Raw genomic sequence first — 18,002 nt, 5'->3', positions numbered from 1 at the left:
CCGCTTTGACGCCCCAAAACACGCCAGAGGGCGTTGCAAATGCGCGCCGTAGCCCGAGCTACGGCTGTGCTTTGCGCCTACTCGGGCGCGTTTTGGGGCGCCCCTTCGGGCACGCCCAATTCCCTCTCAGCCTCTGAGCCGAGCGCACGCCTGCTTGGGGCAGTTTTTTTGCCCATTTTGGCCGAATGCCGGCGTGAAATGGGTCTTTGTTGCTATCAAACTTGACATCACGGGCGAGGCGGTTTGGGCTCGTGCGAGAATCCAGCGCTGCCCCGCTTTGCTCCACATCCAACGCCCATGATCCCGATCAAAACCGAATCTGCCTGGAAAGGGACTGCGGACTGCCGCAGCTGCGGCATCCGCGACATGGTGTTGTTTGCCGACCTCAATGAGGAGGATTTCGGCCTCATCCATGCACCCATCGATGATCTGGACATCCGGGCGGGCACGGTGCTCTATACCGAGGGTGCACCGGCCATGGGGATCTTCACCGTGCGCACCGGCATGATCAAGCTGGTGCGGGTGACGCCCGACGGCCGCCAGCGCATCGTGCGGGTGCTTCGCGCGGGCGATGTGGCGGGGCTCGAGGCCCTGGCCTCGCAGCGTTACGACAGCGACGCCGTGGCGCTGACCGATGTGTCGGTGTGCCGGATCCCGATTTCGGTCATCCAGCGCCTGGGGACGCACTCGGCCCGGCTGCACAAGCGCCTGATGGAAAAGTGGCACCACGCGCTCAAGGAAGCCGACGACTGGCTCGCAGACCTCAACTTCGGCACCGCGCGCCAGCGGGTCGCGCACTTCGTGCTCAAAATGCGCAGCCCGACCAATGCCGAGATCGCGACCCTGTTCGCGCGTGATGACATGGGCGCCATGCTCGACCTCAAACTCGAGACCGTCAGCCGCGAGATCAGCGCGCTGGTCCGCGAGGGCATCATCGAGCCGCTCGACAAACAAGGCCGGGTCTACCGCATCAAGAACCTCCAAGCCTTGCAGGCGGTGTGAAAGACGTTTGGCCTCGCGCGGCCTCAGCGCGTCAGGCTCATGAACAGTTTGGGCATGCGCTCGGGCAGCTGTTCGACGCGATCGATGACGGTGTAGTGGTGTCCGAAGATCTCGCGGGCGTAACGGTCGGCTTGTGGGTCGAGGCTGACCGCGTGGCAGTGGATGCCCGAGCCGTCGAGCTCGCGCACCGCCTGCCGCGCATCGGCAATCAGGGCCTCGGGGTCGCTGACGTCGACGTCGGCCGGCTCCCCGTCGGTGAGGATGAGCAGTAGTTTTTTCTGCGCGCGTCGGGCGCCGAGATAGTGGGCGGCGTGCCGCACCGCGGCACCCATTCGCGTCGAGTAGCTCGCTTGCAGGGCGGCTAGGCGTGCCTTGGGAATATCGCCCCAGGTTTCCGAAAAGCCCAGGATGTGGCTGTAGCGCACGTCGTGCCGGGTGTTGGAGCAAAAACCCGCAATGGCGAGCTGGTCGCCCAGTTCGGAAATCGCCCAGCCCAGCAAGGCGACGGATTCCTGCGCGAGTTGCAGCAGCGTCTGCGTGCTGCCGGCCACCGCTTGGTTCAGCGACTGTGAGCAGTCGAGGAGCAGCAGCACCGCGACGTCGCGGCTTTGCGTGCGGTGGCTGAAGTTCACCCGCGGGTCGGGGCTTTGCCCGCTGTGCAGGTCGACCCAGGCGCGAACGGCGATGTCGAGGTCGAGCTCGCTGCCGTCTTCTTGAAAGCGCTGACGCACGCGGTCCTGGGGTTTGAGCCAGTCGAGCCAGCGCTTGAGCGCACGCGCGAGGTCCGCATGCTTGGCCAGCAGCCGATCGACCTCGGCGGCGTTGCCCGAGGGATGGAGCTGGTCGTAGACACTGACCCAATCGGGGCGATAGCTCTGCGTGCTTTCGTTCCACTCGGGATAGAGCCGCGGCGGCAGGCGGTCGGGTTCTTCCTCGGCGCGTGGGCGGTTGGTTCGGTCGAAGACTTCTTCCTCGTCGCCCTCTTCGATGAAGCGCCAAAGGTGGCGGTTGTCGTCCCGGTAGGAGACGATCGTGTCGGTGAAATGCACACGCGCGAACTGGTCGCTGGCGCGCCGGGTTTCGGCGATGTAGGCCAGGGCCAGCTGGGCCATGGCCGCGGTGCTGCTCGGGCCATCGGCGAGCGCTTCCTGAAAGCGGGCGCGCCAGCGTTCGAGCGTGGCGTCGACCTCCGCCGAGGGATCGAGCAGCGCGCGTGAGAGCCGCGTCAAGCGGTGGCGCAGGCAGGATGTGGTTTCGGGGTCGCAGTCCGCGGCGCGCGGTGCCGGGTGCAAGGCCGCCAACAGCGGCCGCAGGCCGGGTTGGGCGCGGCAGAGCAGATGGTCGACCCGCGCGTCCTCGAAGCACTCGACGGCCAGCCGCTGGGCCGGGCTCCAGTTGTCGGCGATGAGCGAGGCGCTCCAGCGTTGGTGCGCCATCAGGTGCGCCAGTGCCGCACGGTAGCGGTCGATGCCGCGGATGCCGTCGAGGTCCGCGTAGACGTCTGGGACGCGCAGGCCATCGCTTTCGAGATGGGGAACGGCCGGCTGCTCATCCGCGCTCGAGCCGGTCGCGATCGGAACCAGCGGGTCGCTCGAGTCCCACAGCGCGCGCAGATAGACCTCGAGCGAGCGCTGGACGTTCGCAAACAGCGTGCCGTGGCGCTCCCGCTGCAGCACGGCTCGGCTATCGGCGCTGTCGAGCGCAAAGTATTCGGCGAGCCGCTGTGGGTGTCCGCGGTGGCTGCGCACGCCTTCATCGACCCAGCGCCGCAGCCCGGCGAGCGAGACGGCTGCAAGCGCACGCGGTGCGCTTTCGAAGAAAGCCGGCAGGGCGGGGCTGGCATAGGTTACGTGCCGGCCGTGGATCGAGGTGCTCGTGCGCTCGCCGAGGTCGACGCACAGCTCGAGGTAGTGCCGCAACCCCTCGGTCGAGCCGAGCCGCCGTGCCACGGCCGCGAGTGTCTGCAGCATCGGTGCGATCGCCCCGCCGTTGGGCGAGCGCTGCAGCCGCGCGACGGCTTGCATCAGGTCGGCCAGTCCCTCGGCATGACCACCGAGCGCGTCGACGACGGCGGGCCATTCTTCGAGAAAGACGAGCATCGGCTCGACTCCTCGGCCGAGCTTGCCGAGCGTTCGTGCGGCGTCGAGATAGGCCTCGAAGTCGCTCGGGCTCAGCGTCGCCCAGGCGGCGTGCATCAGCGGCTCGAAGACCGCATCGACCTGCGCAAAGCGGGTGTCGAGCCGCGCGCGCCAGCGGGCCAGTTGCTCGGGCGTGGGCGCGATGGTCGGTTCGGCGCTCGGATCGGGGGCTGCCACGGCGTCTGGTGGATGCGGGAGCGGGTTTCAGGCGAACTGGGCGTCGATGGCGTGATCGAGCGTGTCGCGGATGTCGGCGTCGTCGGTGATCGGGCGCACCAGCGCCATTCGACACGCATCGCGTGCGCTCGCACCCTGGCGGATGAGTTGCGCGGCATGCACCAGCAGCCGCGTCGAGATGCCCTCGGCCAGCCCGTGCCCTTTGAGGCGACGGGCCGCATGGGCGATCCGCACCAGTCTCTCGCAGGCGTCGAGTGCGAGCCCGGTTTCCTCGGCGACGATGCGCGCCTCGAGTGCCTCCTCGGGGTAGTCGAAGTCGAACGCCGTGAAGCGCTGCTTGGTCGAGGGCTTGAGATCCTTCATCAGCGACTGATAGCCGGGGTTGTAGGAAATCACCAGCGCGAAGTCGGGATGCGCCGCGACGAGTTCCCCTTTTTTGTCGAGCGGGAGTACGCGGCGGTGGTCGGTCAGCGGGTGGATCACGACCGTGGTGTCCTGGCGCGCCTCGACGATTTCATCGAGATAGCAGATCGCCCCGATGCGGGCGGCGGTCGTCAGTGGCCCATCGAGCCAGCGCGTGCCGCCGGCTTCGAGCAGGTAGCGACCCACGAGGTCGCTGGCGGTCATGTCCTCGTTGCAGGCAACGGTGATCAGCGGGCGCTGGAGTTTCCAGGCCATGTATTCGACGAAGCGCGACTTGCCGCATCCGGTCGGCCCTTTGACCATGACCGGCAGCCGCGCGCCATAGGCCATCTCGAACAGCGCCACCTCATTGCCTTGCGGCTGGTAGTGGGGCTCGGTCCGGATGCGGTATTGCTCGCTGAGCGACATGTGAACTCCTGAAAAAAGAGCAAGAGAGCGCCAATTTGCGCCGGCAAGAGTAGAAAAAAGGCCCCAAACGGGGCCTGCAGGGCACGGGGCGGCTTACTTGTGCACGCCCAGCTTCTCGCGCCAGCCCGGGTAGAGCTTGTCGGCGTCGGCCGGGAAGGACTCGAAGGCGCGCGCGAACTCACGGTGCTGCTTGGCCCATTCGATCGGATCGGCCTTGGCCTTCCAGCATTCGTAGGCTTGACGCAGGCTCTTGGCGCCCGCGGCCGGCGAGTCGATGTGGCCGTAAGCGCCGCCGCCGGCCGTGTTGATCACGTTGCCGTGGCCCAGGTTCTCGAAGAAGCCGGGCAGGCGCAGCGCGTTCATGCCGCCCGAGATGATCGGCGTCGTGGGCTTCATGCCGTACCACTTCTGGTAGTAGGCCGGGCCTTGATACTCGTCGCGCTCGATGATGTAGGCAATCGCCCGGTCGTCTTTCTCGCCTTCCATCTTGCCAAAACCCATGGTTCCGACGTGGATGCCCGAAGCACCTTGCAGACGGCTCATTTTGGCGAGCACATAGGCGGTGTAGCCGCGCTTGGATTGCGGGCTGGTCACGGCCCCGTGACCGGCGCGGTGGTAGTGCAGGTACTGATTGGGGAACCAGCGGCGGGCGGTGGTGATCATGCCGGGGCCGCCGACATAGCCGTCGACCAGGAAGGCCACCTTGTCGGCGTCGGGCCCGAAGGTCTCGAGGATGAACTCGCCGCGCGCGATCATTTCGTCGTGGTCGTCAGCGGTGATGTTGGCCGAGAAAATCTTGGCTTCGCCGGTTTCGTCCATCGCGCGCTTCATCGCGTCGTAAACCAGCGGAATGGTCTTCTTCATCGGCGCGAATACCTGGTTGCCCTGCGGCTCGTCGTTCTTGATGAAGTCGCCGCCGAGCCAGAACTCATAGGCCGCCTTGGCGAAGGGCTCGGGCCGCAGGCCGAGCTTGGGCTTGATGATGGTGCCAGCAATGTAGCCGCCGTCCTTGATCGGGCGGCCCAGGATGCGCCAGAGGTCGGAAATGTCCTTGCTCGGGCCGTCGAACAGCTCGATGGCGCGGCGCGGCATGTAGAAGTCGTACATCTTGGCGTACTCGATGTCGCCCATGCCCTGGTTGTTGCCGATGGTGAGCGTCAGGAACGACACGATCATCATCCGGCCGTCGGTGATGTTGCGGTCGAACAGCTCGATCGGGTAGGCGATGCGCATTTCCTCGGTCGCCTCGTCGATGTGGTAGACGAGGGCGTCGACGCCTTTGGTGAACTCGTCGGTCGTCGAGACTTCGACGTTGGTTCCGGTCGACGACTCGGCGGCAAAGTGCGCCGCGCTGGCCAGGTAGCCATAGCCCGCCTTGGGCTTCATCTTGTAGGCCACGAGAATGTGGCGGCCACCATTGATCAGGTCTTCCTCTTTGAGGCTGAGGTCGGCGTAGCGGTTGGATTGGTCCATGTGCGGGCTCCGGGTGTTGAGGACGAAAACGGGAACAGCGAGCGAACTATAGGAACCCGAACCCATAAAGAAAAGTAAAAAAAACTTTTTCCGAAATTAGAAAACTTGATGAATCGGCGGCTGTCGGTGAAGCTTCGCGTCGAGCGTCAGCTCCAGCTGTCCATCAGCCCGCTGCCTTGTTCGATGAGGAACTCCTTGAATGCGCGCGCCGCCGGCGAGAGCTTCTTGCTGCTCAGATGGGTGATGTACCAGTGGCCGATCTGCGGCATGCCCTCGACGTCGATGAGCGCCATGTGGCCGCTGGCGAGCTCGTGCCGCACCGTGCGTAAAGACAGAAACGACAGCCCCATGCCCGCCATGACGGCTTGTTTGATCGTCTCGTTGCTCGGCATCTCCATCGCCACCTTCAGCGCCGTATGGTGCTCGGCGAACAGCCGCTCCATCGCCGCGCGTGTGCCCGAGCCGGGCTCGCGCACGACGAAGGGGTAGTCAGCCAAGGCCGCGAAGCTCAGATGCTTGCGGCGCACCAGCGGGTGATTGGGCGCTGCGAGGATCGCCATCGGGTTGGTTGCAAACGGCGAGGCCTCGCAGTCCAGGTCGGCCGGCGCGCGGCCCATGACCACGAGGTCGACCTCGCTACGGGCCAGCCAGCCCAGCACGTTTTCCCGGTTGTCGATCCGCAGCTGAACTTCGATGCCCGGGAACTGCTTCGAAAAGCGCACCAGCAACATCGGGATGAAATACTTGGCCGTGCTCACCACGGCGAGCTCGATGCGGCCGCGCCGCATGCCGAGGTGGTCGGCCATCACGGCCTCGAGGTTGCGCATTTCGGCGAGCACTCGATGCGCTTGCTCCAAAAACGCCTCGCCTGCGGCCGTCAGACGGATGTTGCGCCCGATGGGCTCGGTCAGCGGCAAGCCGACCGCTTCTTCGAGCTGGCGCAGCTGCATCGAGACCGCCGGCTGCGTGATGAACAGCTTTTCGGCCGCCCGCGAAACCGATCCCTGGCGAGCCACCTCTGCGAAGGTTTGAAGTTGCTTGAGCGTGTACGGGCGCATCGATGGCTCCAAAACATCAGAAACACTGATGAAAAATTCAAAAAACGTGATTTGAGTTTATGGATCAGCGCATCTACAGTCAAATCTCCGCAGCCGCCTGACCTGCATTTTTAGGGTCAATCGGCGACGGCGGATCGATGGTCGCCCTTCGTTTCAGGAGCCCCACATGACGACGCAACCGCTGCAGGCATTGATTTTCGACGTCGACGGCACGCTCGCCGACACCGAAAGTGTGCACCGTGCCGCCTTCAACCAGGCGTTTGCCGAACTCGGGCTCGATTGGCACTGGGACGAAGCGCTCTACACCGAGTTGCTCGAGGTTTCGGGCGGCAAGGAGCGCATCGCGCATTACTGGCGCCAGGTCCACCCTGATGTCAAGCCGCTCGACGGCATGGCGCTCGACGAGACGATCGCGCACATCCACGAACTGAAGACCGCCGCCTACGAGCGGGCCGTGCAGGAAGGCGCCGTCGCGCTGCGCCCGGGCGCGCTCAAGCTCATCGAGGCCGCGTACAACGAAGGCTTGGCACTGGCGATCGCCACGACCACCTCGCCGGTCAACATCGCTGCGCTGTTGCGCGGGGCGATCGGGCCGGACTGGCGCAGTTTTTTCCAGGTCGTCGAAGACGCCTCGACCGCGCCGAAGAAGAAGCCGCATCCGCAGGTGTATCTGCAGACCCTCGAAGGCTTGGGGCTGCCGGCCGAAGCTTGCCTGGCGTTCGAAGACTCGGGCAACGGTCTCAAGGCCGCGCGGGCGGCGGGGCTCGATACCATCGTGACCCCCAACGCGTTCACGGCCCACCACGATTTCACGGGGGCGCTGCGGGTGCTGCCGAGCCTCGAGGGGGTCGGCGTCGCGCACCTGCGGGCCTGGAAAGCCGACGCCCCGGCATCCTGAGTGGTCGAACGCACCCTTCATCCGTCTGAGAACGAGCCCACCATGACCCAAACCCTGCGCATCGCCCCGTCCATCCTGTCCGCCGACTTCGCCCGCTTGGGTGAAGAGGTGCGCGCCATCGAAGCCGCCGGCGCCGACCTCGTGCACTTCGACGTGATGGACAACCATTACGTTCCGAACCTCACCATCGGCCCCTTGGTGTGCGAGGCGATCCGCCCGCACGTGAAGATCGGCATCGACGTGCACCTGATGGTCGAGCCGGTCGATGCGCTCGTGCCCATGTTCGCCAAGGCCGGCGCGAACATCATCACCTTCCACCCCGAGGCAAGCCGCCATGTCGACCGCACGCTCGCGCTGATCCGCGACCACGGCTGCAAGGCTGGCCTGGTGTTCAACCCGGCCACGCCGCTCGACTGGCTCGACCACGTCATGGACAAGCTCGACATGGTGCTGCTCATGAGTGTCAACCCGGGCTTTGGCGGACAGAAGTTCATCGAATCGACGCTGCCCAAGCTCGCCGCGGCGCGTGCGCGCATCGACGCCCACATGGCCGCCGGTGGCCAACCGATCTGGCTCGAAGTCGACGGCGGCGTCAAGGTGGACAACATCGCGCGCATCGTCGCGGCCGGCGCCGACACCTGCGTCGCGGGCAGCGCCGTCTTTGGTGCTCCCGACCCCGATGGCGGCTATCGCACCGTCATGCAAGCCCTGCGCGACGCGGCCGCGGCGCGCTGAAACTCTGTTTTCCCTCACCCTGCACTGGATCTGCCATGCCTTTGTCCCGCCGCTTCACGCTCACCCAGTACCTGATCGAAGAACGCCGCCGCTTCCCCGGCGCCAGCGGTGACTTCAACGCGCTCATCCTCGACGTCGCCTTGGCGTGCAAGGCGATCGCGCGAGCCGTGGCCTTTGGGGAACTCGGCGGCGTGCTGGGCAACCACAACGGCGAAGCGGGCGGCAGCATCAATGTGCAGGGCGAAACGCAAAAAAAGCTCGACGTCATCAGCAACCAGTATTTCACCCGCCTCAACGAGTGGGGCGGCCAGCTCGCGGGCATGGCGTCCGAGGAAATGGATGAGCCCTATCAAATCCCCAAGCAATACCCGCGCGGCAAATACCTGCTGGTGTTCGATCCGCTCGACGGCTCGTCGAACATCGACGTCAACGTGTCGGTCGGCAGCATTTTCTCGGTGCTGCGCGCGCCGCAGGACGTGATCGACAGCGGGCGCGACGTGGTCGAGGCCGATTTCCTGCAGCCCGGCACGAAGCAGATGGCGGCGGGCTATGCGCTCTATGGCCCCACGACCATGTTGATTCTCACCGTGGGCAATGGCGTGGCGGGCTTCACGCTCGATCCCAACCTCGGCGAATTCATGCTCACCCACCCGAACATGCATGTGCCCGAGGACACGCATGAGTTCGCGATCAACGCGTCGAATGCGCGCTTCTGGGAGCCGCCGGTCAAGCGTTATGTCGACGAATGCCTCGCCGGCAAGACCGGGCCGCGCGGCAAGGACTTCAATATGCGTTGGATCGCCTCCATGGTGGCCGAGGCGCACCGCATCCTCATGCGCGGCGGCGTGTTCATGTACCCGCGCGACACCAAGGACCCGTCCAAGCCCGGCCGGCTGCGCCTGCTGTACGAGGCCAACCCGATCGGCATGGTCATGGAACAGGCCGGTGGCCGCGCCAGCACCGGCCGCGAGCCGATCTTGAGCGTGCAGCCCACCTCGCTGCACCAGCGCATCGGCCTGGTGTTCGGCAGCAAGAACGAAGTCGAACGCATCGAGCGCTACCACCGCGAACCGGTCGCCTTCAAGGACGACAACCCCTTGTTTGCCGAGCGCTCGCTGTTTCGCGATTGATCCGCTTTTGAGCCACTATTGCCAGGAATCGCCATGAAGTCATTGGTTTCTCTCGTGCTCGGTCTCGTCGTCGGCTGCGGCGCCTACGCCCAGGCCGCATTCGTCCCGGTCGGAACACCGCTCAACATCATCGGTGACCAGAAGGAGTTCACGGTCAAAACCAAGAATGGGCCGCTGGTGATCACCCGCAAGATGACCGCCTGCGCCAAGAATGGCGGCTCCCTGCAGGAAGTGGTGCCGGTGGCCGGTGTGCACCCAGTCGGCGAGATCGAGATCCTTCACGCGCTGAACGATCCCGAGGCGCTGGTGGTCGACATGCGCGACAGCAACGACCGGGTCAAGGGCACCATCCCCGGCTCCATCGGCATCCCCTACACCGAGGTGGTTGCCCGCATGGGTGAACTGGGTTGCAGCAAGGCGGGTGACAAGTGGAACTGCGACAAGGCCAAGAAGGTGTACGCCTTCTGCAACGGCCCGGTGTGTCCGCAAAGCCCGATTGCCATCAAGGCCATGACCCGCGAAGGCTTCCCCGCAGAGCGGATTTACTACTACCGCGGCGGCATGCTCGACTGGGACGCCCTGGGTTTCCCGTCGATCAAGGACGAATTCTGAATCTGCGCATCCATCTTTGAGGACCTCCCATGTCTGAACGTCATCCCATCATCGCCATCACCGGCTCGAGCGGTGCCGGAACCACCTCGGTGACCCGCACCTTCGAAAACATTTTCCGGCGCGAGGGCGTCAAGGCCGCCATCATCGAAGGCGACAGCTTCCACCGCTATGACCGCAAGGAGATGAAAGTCAAGGCGGCTGAAGCCGAGGCCGCGGGCAACAAACATTTCAGCCATTTCGGCCCCGAGGCAAACGAACTCGACAAGCTCGAGGCCTTGTTTCGCACCTACGCCGAGACCGGCACCGGCAAGCGGCGCAAGTACCTGCACGACGCTGAAGAAGCCGCGCCGTACCGCCAGGAGCCGGGCACCTTCACGCCCTGGGAAGATGTGCCGGCGGATACGGACCTGCTTTACTACGAAGGCCTGCACGGCGCCGTCGTCACGCCGGAGGTGAACGTGGCGCAGTACCCCGATCTGCTCATCGGCGTCGTTCCGGTCATCAACCTCGAGTGGATCCAGAAGCTCTACCGGGACAAAAAGCAACGTGGCTACAGCACCGAAGCGGTGACGGACACCATCCTGCGCCGCATGCCCGACTATGTGAACTACATCTGCCCGCAGTTCCAGCACACGCACGTCAACTTCCAGCGCGTGCCGCTGGTCGACACCTCGAACCCCTTCATTGCGCGCGACATCCCCACGCCCGACGAGAGCATGGTCGTGATCCGCTTCGCCAAGCCCAAGGGCATCGACTTCCCTTACTTGCTCAGCATGATCGACGGCAGCTTCATGAGCCGCGCCAATACCATCGTCGTGCCTGGTGGGAAAATGGAGCTTTCCATGCAACTCATCTTTACCCCCTTCGTCTGGCGCATGATGGAGCGACGCAAGCGCGCGCTGGCCGCCTGACTCTCGAGGAGAACCGATCCATGACCTTGCCGCGTCCCGCCCCCAGCCCCGAATTGGCGCGCCAGATGGCCAACGCCATCCGCATGCTTGCCGTCGATGCCGTTGAAAAAGCCAAGTCCGGCCACCCCGGCGCCCCGATGGGCATGGCCGACATTGCCGAGGTGCTCTGGAACCGTCATCTGAAACACAACCCGGCCAACCCGCACTGGCCCGACCGTGACCGCTTCGTGCTGTCCAACGGCCATGGCTCGATGCTGATCTATGCGCTGTTGCACCTGACCGGCTACGACCTGCCGATGGAAGAGATCCAGCGCTTCCGGCAACTGCACAGCAAGACGCCGGGCCATCCGGAAGTTGGTGTGACGCCCGGTGTCGAGACGACGACCGGCCCGCTGGGGCAGGGGATTGCGAACGCGGTCGGCATGGCCTTGGCGGAAAAACTGCTGGCGATGGAGTTCAACCGCGAAGAAGAAGGGGTGCGCTACGACATCGTCGACCACTACACCTACGTCTTCCTGGGCGACGGCTGCATGATGGAAGGCATCAGCCATGAGGTCTGTTCGCTCGCGGGCACGCTGCGCTTGTCCAAGCTGATTGCGCTCTACGACGACAACGGCATTTCCATCGACGGCCATGTCGAAGGCTGGTTCACCGACGACACGCCCAAGCGTTTCGAGGCCTATGGCTGGAACGTCATCCGCAACGTCGACGGGCATGACCCGGCGGCGGTCGATGCGGCCATCGAAGCGGCGCGGGCGCAAGCGGTGCGCCCGGATGGCAAGCCAACCCTGATTTGCTGCAAGACCGTGATCGGCATGGGCTCGCCGAACAAGGCCGGCACCCATGATGTGCATGGCGCAGCGCTGGGGGCTGCCGAGGTGGCCGCAACGCGCGAGGCGCTGGGCTGGACCGCGCCGCCGTTCGAGATTCCCGAACCCATCCGCAAGGCCTGGGATGCGCGCGAACGCGGCCGTGCCGCCGAAGCCGCTTGGCAAGAGCGTTTCGAAGCCTACCGCGCGCAGTACCCGCTCGAAGCCGCCGAATTCCAGCGCCGCATGGCGGGCATTTTGAGCACCGACTACCGGGACCGTCTGGCTTCGGTGTTCGAGACGGTCGCGGCTCGGGCGGACGCCGTGGCCACGCGCAAGGCGAGCCAAAACGCGCTCGACCTCCTCGCGCCGCTGATCCCTGAGTTCTTCGGCGGCAGCGCCGACCTCACGGGCTCGAACCTCACGAACTTCAAGGGCTGTGTCAAGGCGGGCCGCGACACCTGGGGCAACCACCTCTCCTACGGTGTGCGCGAGTTCGGTATGGCGGCCATCATGAACGGCATCGCCTTGCACGGCGGTTACCTACCGTACGGCGGCACCTTCCTGACGTTCTCGGACTACAGCCGCAATGCCATCCGCATGGCCGCGTTGATGAAGCAGCGCGTCGTGCATGTGCTGACGCACGACTCGATCGGGCTGGGCGAAGACGGCCCGACGCATCAGCCGGTGGAGCATGTGCCCTCGCTGCGGCTGATTCCGGGGCTCGATGTGTGGCGTCCGGCCGATGCGCTCGAAACCACGGTGGCTTGGGCGAGCGCGATCGAGCGTCGCGATGGCCCGAGCGCCCTGTGCCTGTCGCGCCAGAACCTGCCGCGCCTCACGCGGCTCGAGCAGGTCGAGCAGATCCGCCGCGGCGGTTATGTGCTCATCGACACCCCCCATCCTCAGGCGATCATCATCGGCACCGGCTCGGAAACCTCGATCGCCGTGGCCGCGCATGAGCAGCTCAAGGCCGCTGGCATCGAAACCCGCGTGGTTTCCATGCCCTGCACCGACGTATTCGACCGCCAGCCCGAGGCGTACCAGGAAATGGTTTTGCCGCGTGAACTGCCGATGGTGGCGATCGAAGCGGCGCAGCCCGATCTCTGGCGCAAGTATGTCGGCCGTGCCGGCATCGTGATCGGGATGACGACTTTTGGCGAGTCGGCGCCAGCGCCTGAGCTTTACGCGCATTTCGGCCTCACCGCCGAGCGCATTTGCGAAGCCGTGCGCACGCTGGTGCATCGGGCGGCCCACCGTAAAGAGCAGCCGCTGCCCGAGCAGATCATCCCTTCCACCAACTAAGCCTCTGAGAGCTCGCCGTGCCCCAAGCCCCCTTGCGTCGTTACGACCTCATGCTGTTCGATCTCGACGGCACGCTCGTCGAGACGGCGCCCGAAATTTTTGATGCGGTCAACGACACACTGCTTCAATTCGATCTCGAGCCCGTGACCCAGCAGCAGGTCAACGACTGGATCGGTCACGGCACGCGCGAACTGCTCATCCAGGCCTTGGCCGACCGCGGACAAACGTCGCCGGAGGCGGTGCGCCATTCGGACGCGTTCAAGCTCATCGAGGCGGAGTTCGCCAAGCACTACCAGCGCCGCTGCGGCACCCGCAGCCATCTCTATCCGCACGTGCGCGAAGTGCTCGAAGCGCTGCGCGCGCATGGCGTGAAGCTCGCGGTCGTCACGAACAAGGAAGGCCGCTACACCCAAACCGTGCTCGACGCGCACGCGCTCACGCCCTTGTTCGACCGCGTCATCAGCGGCGACACGCTGCCGGTGAAAAAACCCAACCCCGCCGCCGTGCACAGCTGCATGGCGCAGTGGTCGGTGCCGGCTGAGCGCACGCTGTTCGTCGGAGATTCTTCGATCGATGCGGCCACGGCGCGCCAGGCAGGCGTTGCGATTTGGCTGTTGCCTTACGGCTACAACATGGGCCAGCCGATCGAAGCCTGCGGCCCGGACCGCGTGATCGACGATTTCCGCGCCTTGCTCTCGACGCTGGCTCAGCCGGCATGGGTCTGATTTTTTGTCTCCACTGAAGGAAACCACCATGGCACTCAAAATTGGTATCAACGGATTCGGTCGCATCGGTCGCATGGTCTTTCGCGCCATCGCGAAAGAAGCCGAGTTTTCGGATCTCGAAGTCGTCGCGATCAACGACCTGCTCGAGCCCGAGTACCTGGCCTACATGCTCAAATACGACAGCGTGCATGGCCCGTTCAAGGGTGACATCGCCGTCGACGGCAAGGACCTCGTCGTCAACGGCCGCCGCATCCGCCTGACCGCCGAGAAAGACCCGGCTGCCCTCGCCTGGGGTGCCGTGGGCGCCGACCTGGTGATCGAATCCACCGGCCTTTTCCTCACCGAAGAAAGCTGCCAGAAGCACCTCGCCGCTGGCGCGAAGAAGGTTGTGCAATCCGCGCCGTCCAAGGACGACACGCCGATGTTCGTCTATGGCGTGAACCACCAGACCTACGCCGGCCAGGCGATCGTCTCGGCCGCATCCTGCACCACGAACTGCCTGGCGCCCGTCGCCAAAGTGCTCAACGACCGCTTTGGCATCGTGCGCGGTCTCATGAGCACGGTGCACGCCGCCACCGCCACGCAAAAGACGGTCGACGGCCCCTCGAGCAAAGACTGGCGCGGTGGCCGCGGCATTCTCGAGAACATCATTCCTTCCTCCACGGGCGCCGCCAAGGCTGTCGGCAAGGTGATTCCTGAGCTCAACAAGAAGCTCACCGGTATGGCGTTCCGCGTGCCCACTTCGGATGTCTCGGTGGTGGACCTGACGGTCGAACTGGCCAAGAGCACGAGCTATGCCGACATTTGCGCCGCCATGAAGGACGCAAGCACCAGCGGCCCGCTCAAAGGCGTGCTGGGCTACACCGACGAAAAGGTCGTCTCGACCGATTTCCGCGGCTGCCCCTTGCCTTCGATCTTCGACAGCGAAGCCGGCATCGCGCTCGATGGCACCTTCGTGAAGGTCGTTGCTTGGTACGACAACGAATACGGCTACACCTGCAACATGCTGCGCTTTGCACAGCACGTGGGTCGCGCCTGAGTCATCCGAGGAGCCGCAACCATGACTGGACCTTTGCGTTTTGCCGATTTGTGTGCCCGCGGCGACGTGCGCGGCAAGCGGGTGTTCATCCGCGCCGACCTCAACGTGCCGCAGGATGAGACGGGCGCCATCACCGAAGACACGCGCATCCGCGCGAGCGTGCCCTGCATCCGCATGGCCCTCGACGCGGGTGGCGCGGTCATGGTGACGAGCCACCTCGGTCGCCCGACCGAGGGCGTACTGCGCCCCGAGGACAGCCTCGCCCCGGTGGCCAAGCGCCTGGGTGAGTTGCTCGGTCGCGAGGTGCCGCTGATCCAAAACTGGGTCGACGGCGGCTTTACCGTTGCGCCCGGGGAGGTGGTTTTGCTCGAGAACTGCCGCGTCAACCCGGGTGAGAAAAAGAACGACGATGCGCTGGCCCGCAAGATGGCGGCGCTCTGCGACATCTACGTCAACGACGCCTTCGGCACCGCGCACCGCGCGGAAGCCACGACCCACGGTATCGCCAAGTACGCGCCCGTGGCCTGTGCGGGCCCGTTGCTCGCGGCTGAGATCGACGCGATCACCAAGGCGCTCGCGCACCCCGATCGGCCCCTGGTGGCCATCGTCGCGGGCTCCAAGGTCAGCACCAAGCTCACCATCCTGAAGTCCTTGTCCGAGAAGGTCGACCAGCTCATCGTCGGTGGCGGCATTGCCAACACCTTCATGCTCGCCGCGGGCCTGCCGATCGGCAAGAGTCTGGCCGAGCCCGACCTCGTGCCCGAGGCCCGGGCCGTGATCGACGCCATGGCGGCACGCGGCGCCGAGGTACCGATTCCGACCGACGTGGTGGTCGCCCAAGAGTTCAAGGCCGACGCCAAGGCCACGGTCAAGAAGGCCAGCGAGGTTGAGGCCGCCGACATGATTCTCGACATCGGCCCTGAAACCGCCGCCCGCTTGGCAGCCCAGCTCAAATCGGCCGGCACCATCGTCTGGAACGGCCCGGTCGGCGTGTTCGAGTTCGCGCCCTTCGAGCAAGGCACCAAGGCCATTGCGCATGCGATTGCCGAGTCCAAGGCCTTCTCGATCGCCGGCGGGGGCGACACGCTCGCGGCGATCGCCAAATACGGCATCGAAAAGCAGATCGGCTACATCTCGACCGGTGGCGGGGCATTCCTCGAAATGCTCGAAGGCAAGACCCTGCCGGCGATCGAGATCCTGCTGCAGCGCGCTTCTAAATAAGTAGCAACAAGTGACCGATTGACGCCGGGATTCGGCGGTTTTCATTCGGATTTTTGACCTCAAAACCCTACGGAGAGTCTCATGGCCCTGATTTCCCTACGCCAACTGCTCGACCATGCCGCCGAGCGCGGCTATGGCGTGCCCGCCTTCAACGTCAACAACCTGGAGCAGATCCAGGCCATCATGGAGGCGGCCCAGGAAACCGACAGCCCGGTGATCCTGCAAGCCTCGGCCGGCGCGCGCAAGTACGCGGGCGAGCCCTTCCTGCGCCACATGGTGCTGGCCGCGGCCGAGATGTACCCGGACATCCCGATCGTGCTGCACCAGGACCATGGCGCAACGCCCAAGGTCTGCCAGCAGTCCATCCGCTCGGGTTTCACCAGCGTCATGATGGACGGCTCGTTGCGCGAAGACGCCAAGACCCCTTCGAGCTACGAGTACAACGTCGAGGTGACCGCCAAGGTCTGTGAAATGGCCCACGCCGTGGGCGTCTCGGTCGAGGGCGAACTGGGCTGCCTGGGCTCGCTCGAAACCGGCGACGCGGGTGAAGAGGATGGCGTCGGCGCAGAAGGCAAGTTGAGCCACGACCAGATGCTCACCGACCCCGTGCAAGCCAAGGACTTCGTGGCCAAAACCGGCGTGGATGCTCTGGCGATCGCGATCGGCACGAGCCACGGTGCTTACAAATTCACGCGTCCGCCCACCGGCGACATCCTCGCCATCGATCGCATCGCGCAGATCCACGCGGCGATTCCGAATACCCACCTCGTCATGCACGGCTCGTCGAGCGTGCCGCAGGAGTGGCTCGAAATCATCCGCAAGTACGGCGGCGACATCAAGGAAACCTATGGCGTGCCGGTCGAGGAAATCGTGCGCGGCATCCAAAGCGGCGTGCGCAAAGTCAACATCGACACCGACATCCGTCTCGCCATGACCGGGGCCATGCGGCAGGTGTTCTTTGAGAAGCCGTCGGAATTCGACCCCCGCAAGGCGCTGGAAGCCGCGCGCAAAGCGGCCAAAGGCATCTGCAAGCAGCGCTTCGAGGCCTTCGGCTGCGCGGGCAACGCCTCACGCATCAAGCCGATCTCGCTCGAGGTCATTGCTGCGCGTTACGCCTGAGGCAATACGGAGTCCGTTCCCGTGATCGGGTGCAGCCAGGGTCGGCTCGCGCATGGATCGGGGACGGGTTCACGGCTGCGTCTCTCCGCCTCGGGAAAACACCGATCCAAGATGGAAGCTCCGCAGGGATAATCGTCCATAATTCAGCAGTTGCTGATTTAGTGATTCAGAGCCCGCCGTCGTTGCGTCGACGGGCCAGGTTCATGGTCTCCAGGGTCGGAACGGGTAACCGAACCGATTCGTGGAACGGGAAGCGCGATTGGTACTCGCCGCTTTCTTTGCACCCGCCGCAGGTTTCTGTGGCGGGTTTTTTTTATTTCTGCAAGACTGTGGGCTCATCAACGACCCGACGAGGAGACGAACATGGCGAATCACAGAGGCACGGTCGGCGCCGCCTTGATCGCCCTGGCGAGCGGAGCCGCCGCGACGCCATCGATCTTTCAGGACGCCGATCTCCAGCTGGGCGAGAAACTGATCGCGGCCCATCGCTGCAGCGAATGCCACATCCGCAAGGTGGGGGGCGACGGTTCGGCGATCTACCGGCCGCAAGGTCGGGTGAACACGCCGGGTCTGTTGCGGGGGATGGTCGAGCAGTGCAATACCGAGCTCAACCTGGGCTTGTTCCCCGAGGAAGTCAGCGCCGTTGCCGCGGTGCTCAACCGCGACCACTACCGTTTCAAGTAAGCCATCGACGACGTACCCTCCGGGGTATAGGGAAGATACCAATACGCCCCGAAGCCATTGCGGGGCATCATGGACACACTCGACAGGAATGTGGTAGGCGACCCGCGTCGCTGCGCCGCTCGGGTCGTGTTTCCG

General features: G+C 64.8%; 16 protein-coding genes. 12 read left to right on the top strand and 4 right to left on the bottom strand.

Annotated features, from left to right (window positions below; genetic code table 11):
• Positions 1–297 precede the first annotated feature (297 nt).
• A complete protein-coding gene (locus tag JHC36_RS11615; protein WP_287919368.1) occupies positions 298–1,002 on the top strand; it encodes a Crp/Fnr family transcriptional regulator in 705 nt (234 codons plus the stop codon).
• 23 nt (positions 1,003–1,025) lie between these two features.
• On the opposite strand, the gene JHC36_RS11610 is transcribed toward JHC36_RS11615, so the two are convergent.
• The 4 genes from JHC36_RS11610 to JHC36_RS11595 form a co-directional block, all read right to left on the bottom strand.
• On the bottom strand, positions 1,026–3,317 hold the full coding sequence (locus JHC36_RS11610) for a nitric oxide reductase activation protein NorD (protein WP_287919365.1): 2,292 nt from the start codon (positions 3,315–3,317) through the stop codon (positions 1,026–1,028).
• A gap of 27 nt (positions 3,318–3,344) precedes the next feature.
• On the bottom strand, positions 3,345–4,148 hold the full coding sequence (locus JHC36_RS11605; RefSeq protein ID WP_124222253.1) for a CbbQ/NirQ/NorQ/GpvN family protein: 804 nt from the start codon (positions 4,146–4,148) through the stop codon (positions 3,345–3,347).
• 93 nt (positions 4,149–4,241) lie between these two features.
• On the bottom strand, positions 4,242–5,621 hold the full coding sequence (locus JHC36_RS11600) for a ribulose-bisphosphate carboxylase (protein ID WP_287919360.1): 1,380 nt from the start codon (positions 5,619–5,621) through the stop codon (positions 4,242–4,244).
• Positions 5,622–5,767: 146 nt separating this feature from the next.
• Positions 5,768–6,679 (bottom strand): LysR family transcriptional regulator, encoded by a 912-nt coding sequence (locus JHC36_RS11595; protein ID WP_124222249.1) that lies wholly within the window; start codon positions 6,677–6,679, stop codon positions 5,768–5,770.
• A 166-nt stretch (positions 6,680–6,845) separates the two neighbouring features.
• On the opposite strand from JHC36_RS11595, the gene JHC36_RS11590 reads away from it, so the two are divergent.
• The 11 genes from JHC36_RS11590 to JHC36_RS11540 all read left to right on the top strand — a co-directional run bounded on the left by JHC36_RS11590 (position 6,846) and on the right by JHC36_RS11540 (position 17,867).
• A complete protein-coding gene (locus JHC36_RS11590) occupies positions 6,846–7,577 on the top strand; it encodes an HAD-IA family hydrolase (protein ID WP_287919357.1) in 732 nt (243 codons plus the stop codon).
• 42 nt (positions 7,578–7,619) lie between these two features.
• Positions 7,620–8,312, top strand: coding sequence for a ribulose-phosphate 3-epimerase (gene rpe, locus JHC36_RS11585; protein WP_287919355.1), 693 nt, complete (start codon positions 7,620–7,622; stop codon positions 8,310–8,312).
• Positions 8,313–8,347: 35 nt separating this feature from the next.
• Positions 8,348–9,442, top strand: a complete 1,095-nt coding sequence (locus JHC36_RS11580) for a class 1 fructose-bisphosphatase (protein WP_287919352.1) — start codon at positions 8,348–8,350, stop codon at positions 9,440–9,442.
• Between the two features lie 33 nt (positions 9,443–9,475).
• Positions 9,476–10,054, top strand: coding sequence for a rhodanese-like domain-containing protein (locus tag JHC36_RS11575; RefSeq protein WP_287919349.1), 579 nt, complete (start codon positions 9,476–9,478; stop codon positions 10,052–10,054).
• A gap of 29 nt (positions 10,055–10,083) precedes the next feature.
• On the top strand, positions 10,084–10,965 hold the full coding sequence (locus JHC36_RS11570) for a phosphoribulokinase (protein WP_287919347.1): 882 nt from the start codon (positions 10,084–10,086) through the stop codon (positions 10,963–10,965).
• 20 nt (positions 10,966–10,985) lie between these two features.
• On the top strand, positions 10,986–13,079 hold the full coding sequence (gene tkt / locus JHC36_RS11565; protein WP_124222237.1) for a transketolase: 2,094 nt from the start codon (positions 10,986–10,988) through the stop codon (positions 13,077–13,079).
• A 17-nt stretch (positions 13,080–13,096) separates the two neighbouring features.
• Positions 13,097–13,804 (top strand): HAD family hydrolase, encoded by a 708-nt coding sequence (locus tag JHC36_RS11560; RefSeq protein WP_287919343.1) that lies wholly within the window; start codon positions 13,097–13,099, stop codon positions 13,802–13,804.
• 28 nt (positions 13,805–13,832) lie between these two features.
• Positions 13,833–14,843: a type I glyceraldehyde-3-phosphate dehydrogenase gene (gene gap, locus JHC36_RS11555; protein WP_124222235.1), complete on the top strand. Its 1,011-nt coding sequence runs from the start codon at positions 13,833–13,835 to the stop codon at positions 14,841–14,843.
• A 21-nt stretch (positions 14,844–14,864) separates the two neighbouring features.
• Positions 14,865–16,064, top strand: coding sequence for a phosphoglycerate kinase (locus JHC36_RS11550; protein WP_287919339.1), 1,200 nt, complete (start codon positions 14,865–14,867; stop codon positions 16,062–16,064).
• A gap of 81 nt (positions 16,065–16,145) precedes the next feature.
• Entirely contained in the window at positions 16,146–17,183 is a 1,038-nt protein-coding gene (fba, locus tag JHC36_RS11545) for a class II fructose-bisphosphate aldolase (RefSeq protein WP_124222231.1), read from the top strand.
• 363 nt (positions 17,184–17,546) lie between these two features.
• Positions 17,547–17,867 carry a hypothetical protein gene (locus JHC36_RS11540; RefSeq protein ID WP_124222229.1) on the top strand — a complete coding sequence of 107 codons (321 nt, stop codon included), beginning with the start codon at positions 17,547–17,549 and terminating at the stop codon, positions 17,865–17,867.
• The last annotated feature ends 135 nt before the right edge of the window (positions 17,868–18,002 follow it).

Source organism: Tibeticola sp., assembly GCF_022759015.1.
Taxonomy (GTDB): domain Bacteria; phylum Pseudomonadota; class Gammaproteobacteria; order Burkholderiales; family Burkholderiaceae_C; genus Tibeticola; species Tibeticola sediminis.
The sequence above is the reverse complement of the archived record's forward strand: the minus strand, read 5'-3'. Positions and strand labels throughout refer to the sequence as shown.

What these genes read in the sequence shown, in the direction of transcription:
- JHC36_RS11550 (WP_287919339.1), top strand. Translation starts at nt 14,865, where the DNA reads ATGACTGGACCTTTGCGTTTTGCCGATTTGTGTGCCCGCGGCGACGTG.
- gap (WP_124222235.1), top strand. Translation starts at nt 13,833, where the DNA reads ATGGCACTCAAAATTGGTATCAACGGATTCGGTCGCATCGGTCGCATG.
- fba (WP_124222231.1), top strand. Translation starts at nt 16,146, where the DNA reads ATGGCCCTGATTTCCCTACGCCAACTGCTCGACCATGCCGCCGAGCGC.
- JHC36_RS11590 (WP_287919357.1), top strand. Translation starts at nt 6,846, where the DNA reads ATGACGACGCAACCGCTGCAGGCATTGATTTTCGACGTCGACGGCACG.
- JHC36_RS11595 (WP_124222249.1), bottom strand. Translation starts at nt 6,679, where the DNA reads ATGCGCCCGTACACGCTCAAGCAACTTCAAACCTTCGCAGAGGTGGCT.
- tkt (WP_124222237.1), top strand. Translation starts at nt 10,986, where the DNA reads ATGACCTTGCCGCGTCCCGCCCCCAGCCCCGAATTGGCGCGCCAGATG.
- JHC36_RS11540 (WP_124222229.1), top strand. Translation starts at nt 17,547, where the DNA reads ATGGCGAATCACAGAGGCACGGTCGGCGCCGCCTTGATCGCCCTGGCG.
- rpe (WP_287919355.1), top strand. Translation starts at nt 7,620, where the DNA reads ATGACCCAAACCCTGCGCATCGCCCCGTCCATCCTGTCCGCCGACTTC.
- JHC36_RS11580 (WP_287919352.1), top strand. Translation starts at nt 8,348, where the DNA reads ATGCCTTTGTCCCGCCGCTTCACGCTCACCCAGTACCTGATCGAAGAA.
- JHC36_RS11570 (WP_287919347.1), top strand. Translation starts at nt 10,084, where the DNA reads ATGTCTGAACGTCATCCCATCATCGCCATCACCGGCTCGAGCGGTGCC.
- JHC36_RS11575 (WP_287919349.1), top strand. Translation starts at nt 9,476, where the DNA reads ATGAAGTCATTGGTTTCTCTCGTGCTCGGTCTCGTCGTCGGCTGCGGC.
- JHC36_RS11605 (WP_124222253.1), bottom strand. Translation starts at nt 4,148, where the DNA reads ATGTCGCTCAGCGAGCAATACCGCATCCGGACCGAGCCCCACTACCAG.
- JHC36_RS11600 (WP_287919360.1), bottom strand. Translation starts at nt 5,621, where the DNA reads ATGGACCAATCCAACCGCTACGCCGACCTCAGCCTCAAAGAGGAAGAC.
- JHC36_RS11615 (WP_287919368.1), top strand. Translation starts at nt 298, where the DNA reads ATGATCCCGATCAAAACCGAATCTGCCTGGAAAGGGACTGCGGACTGC.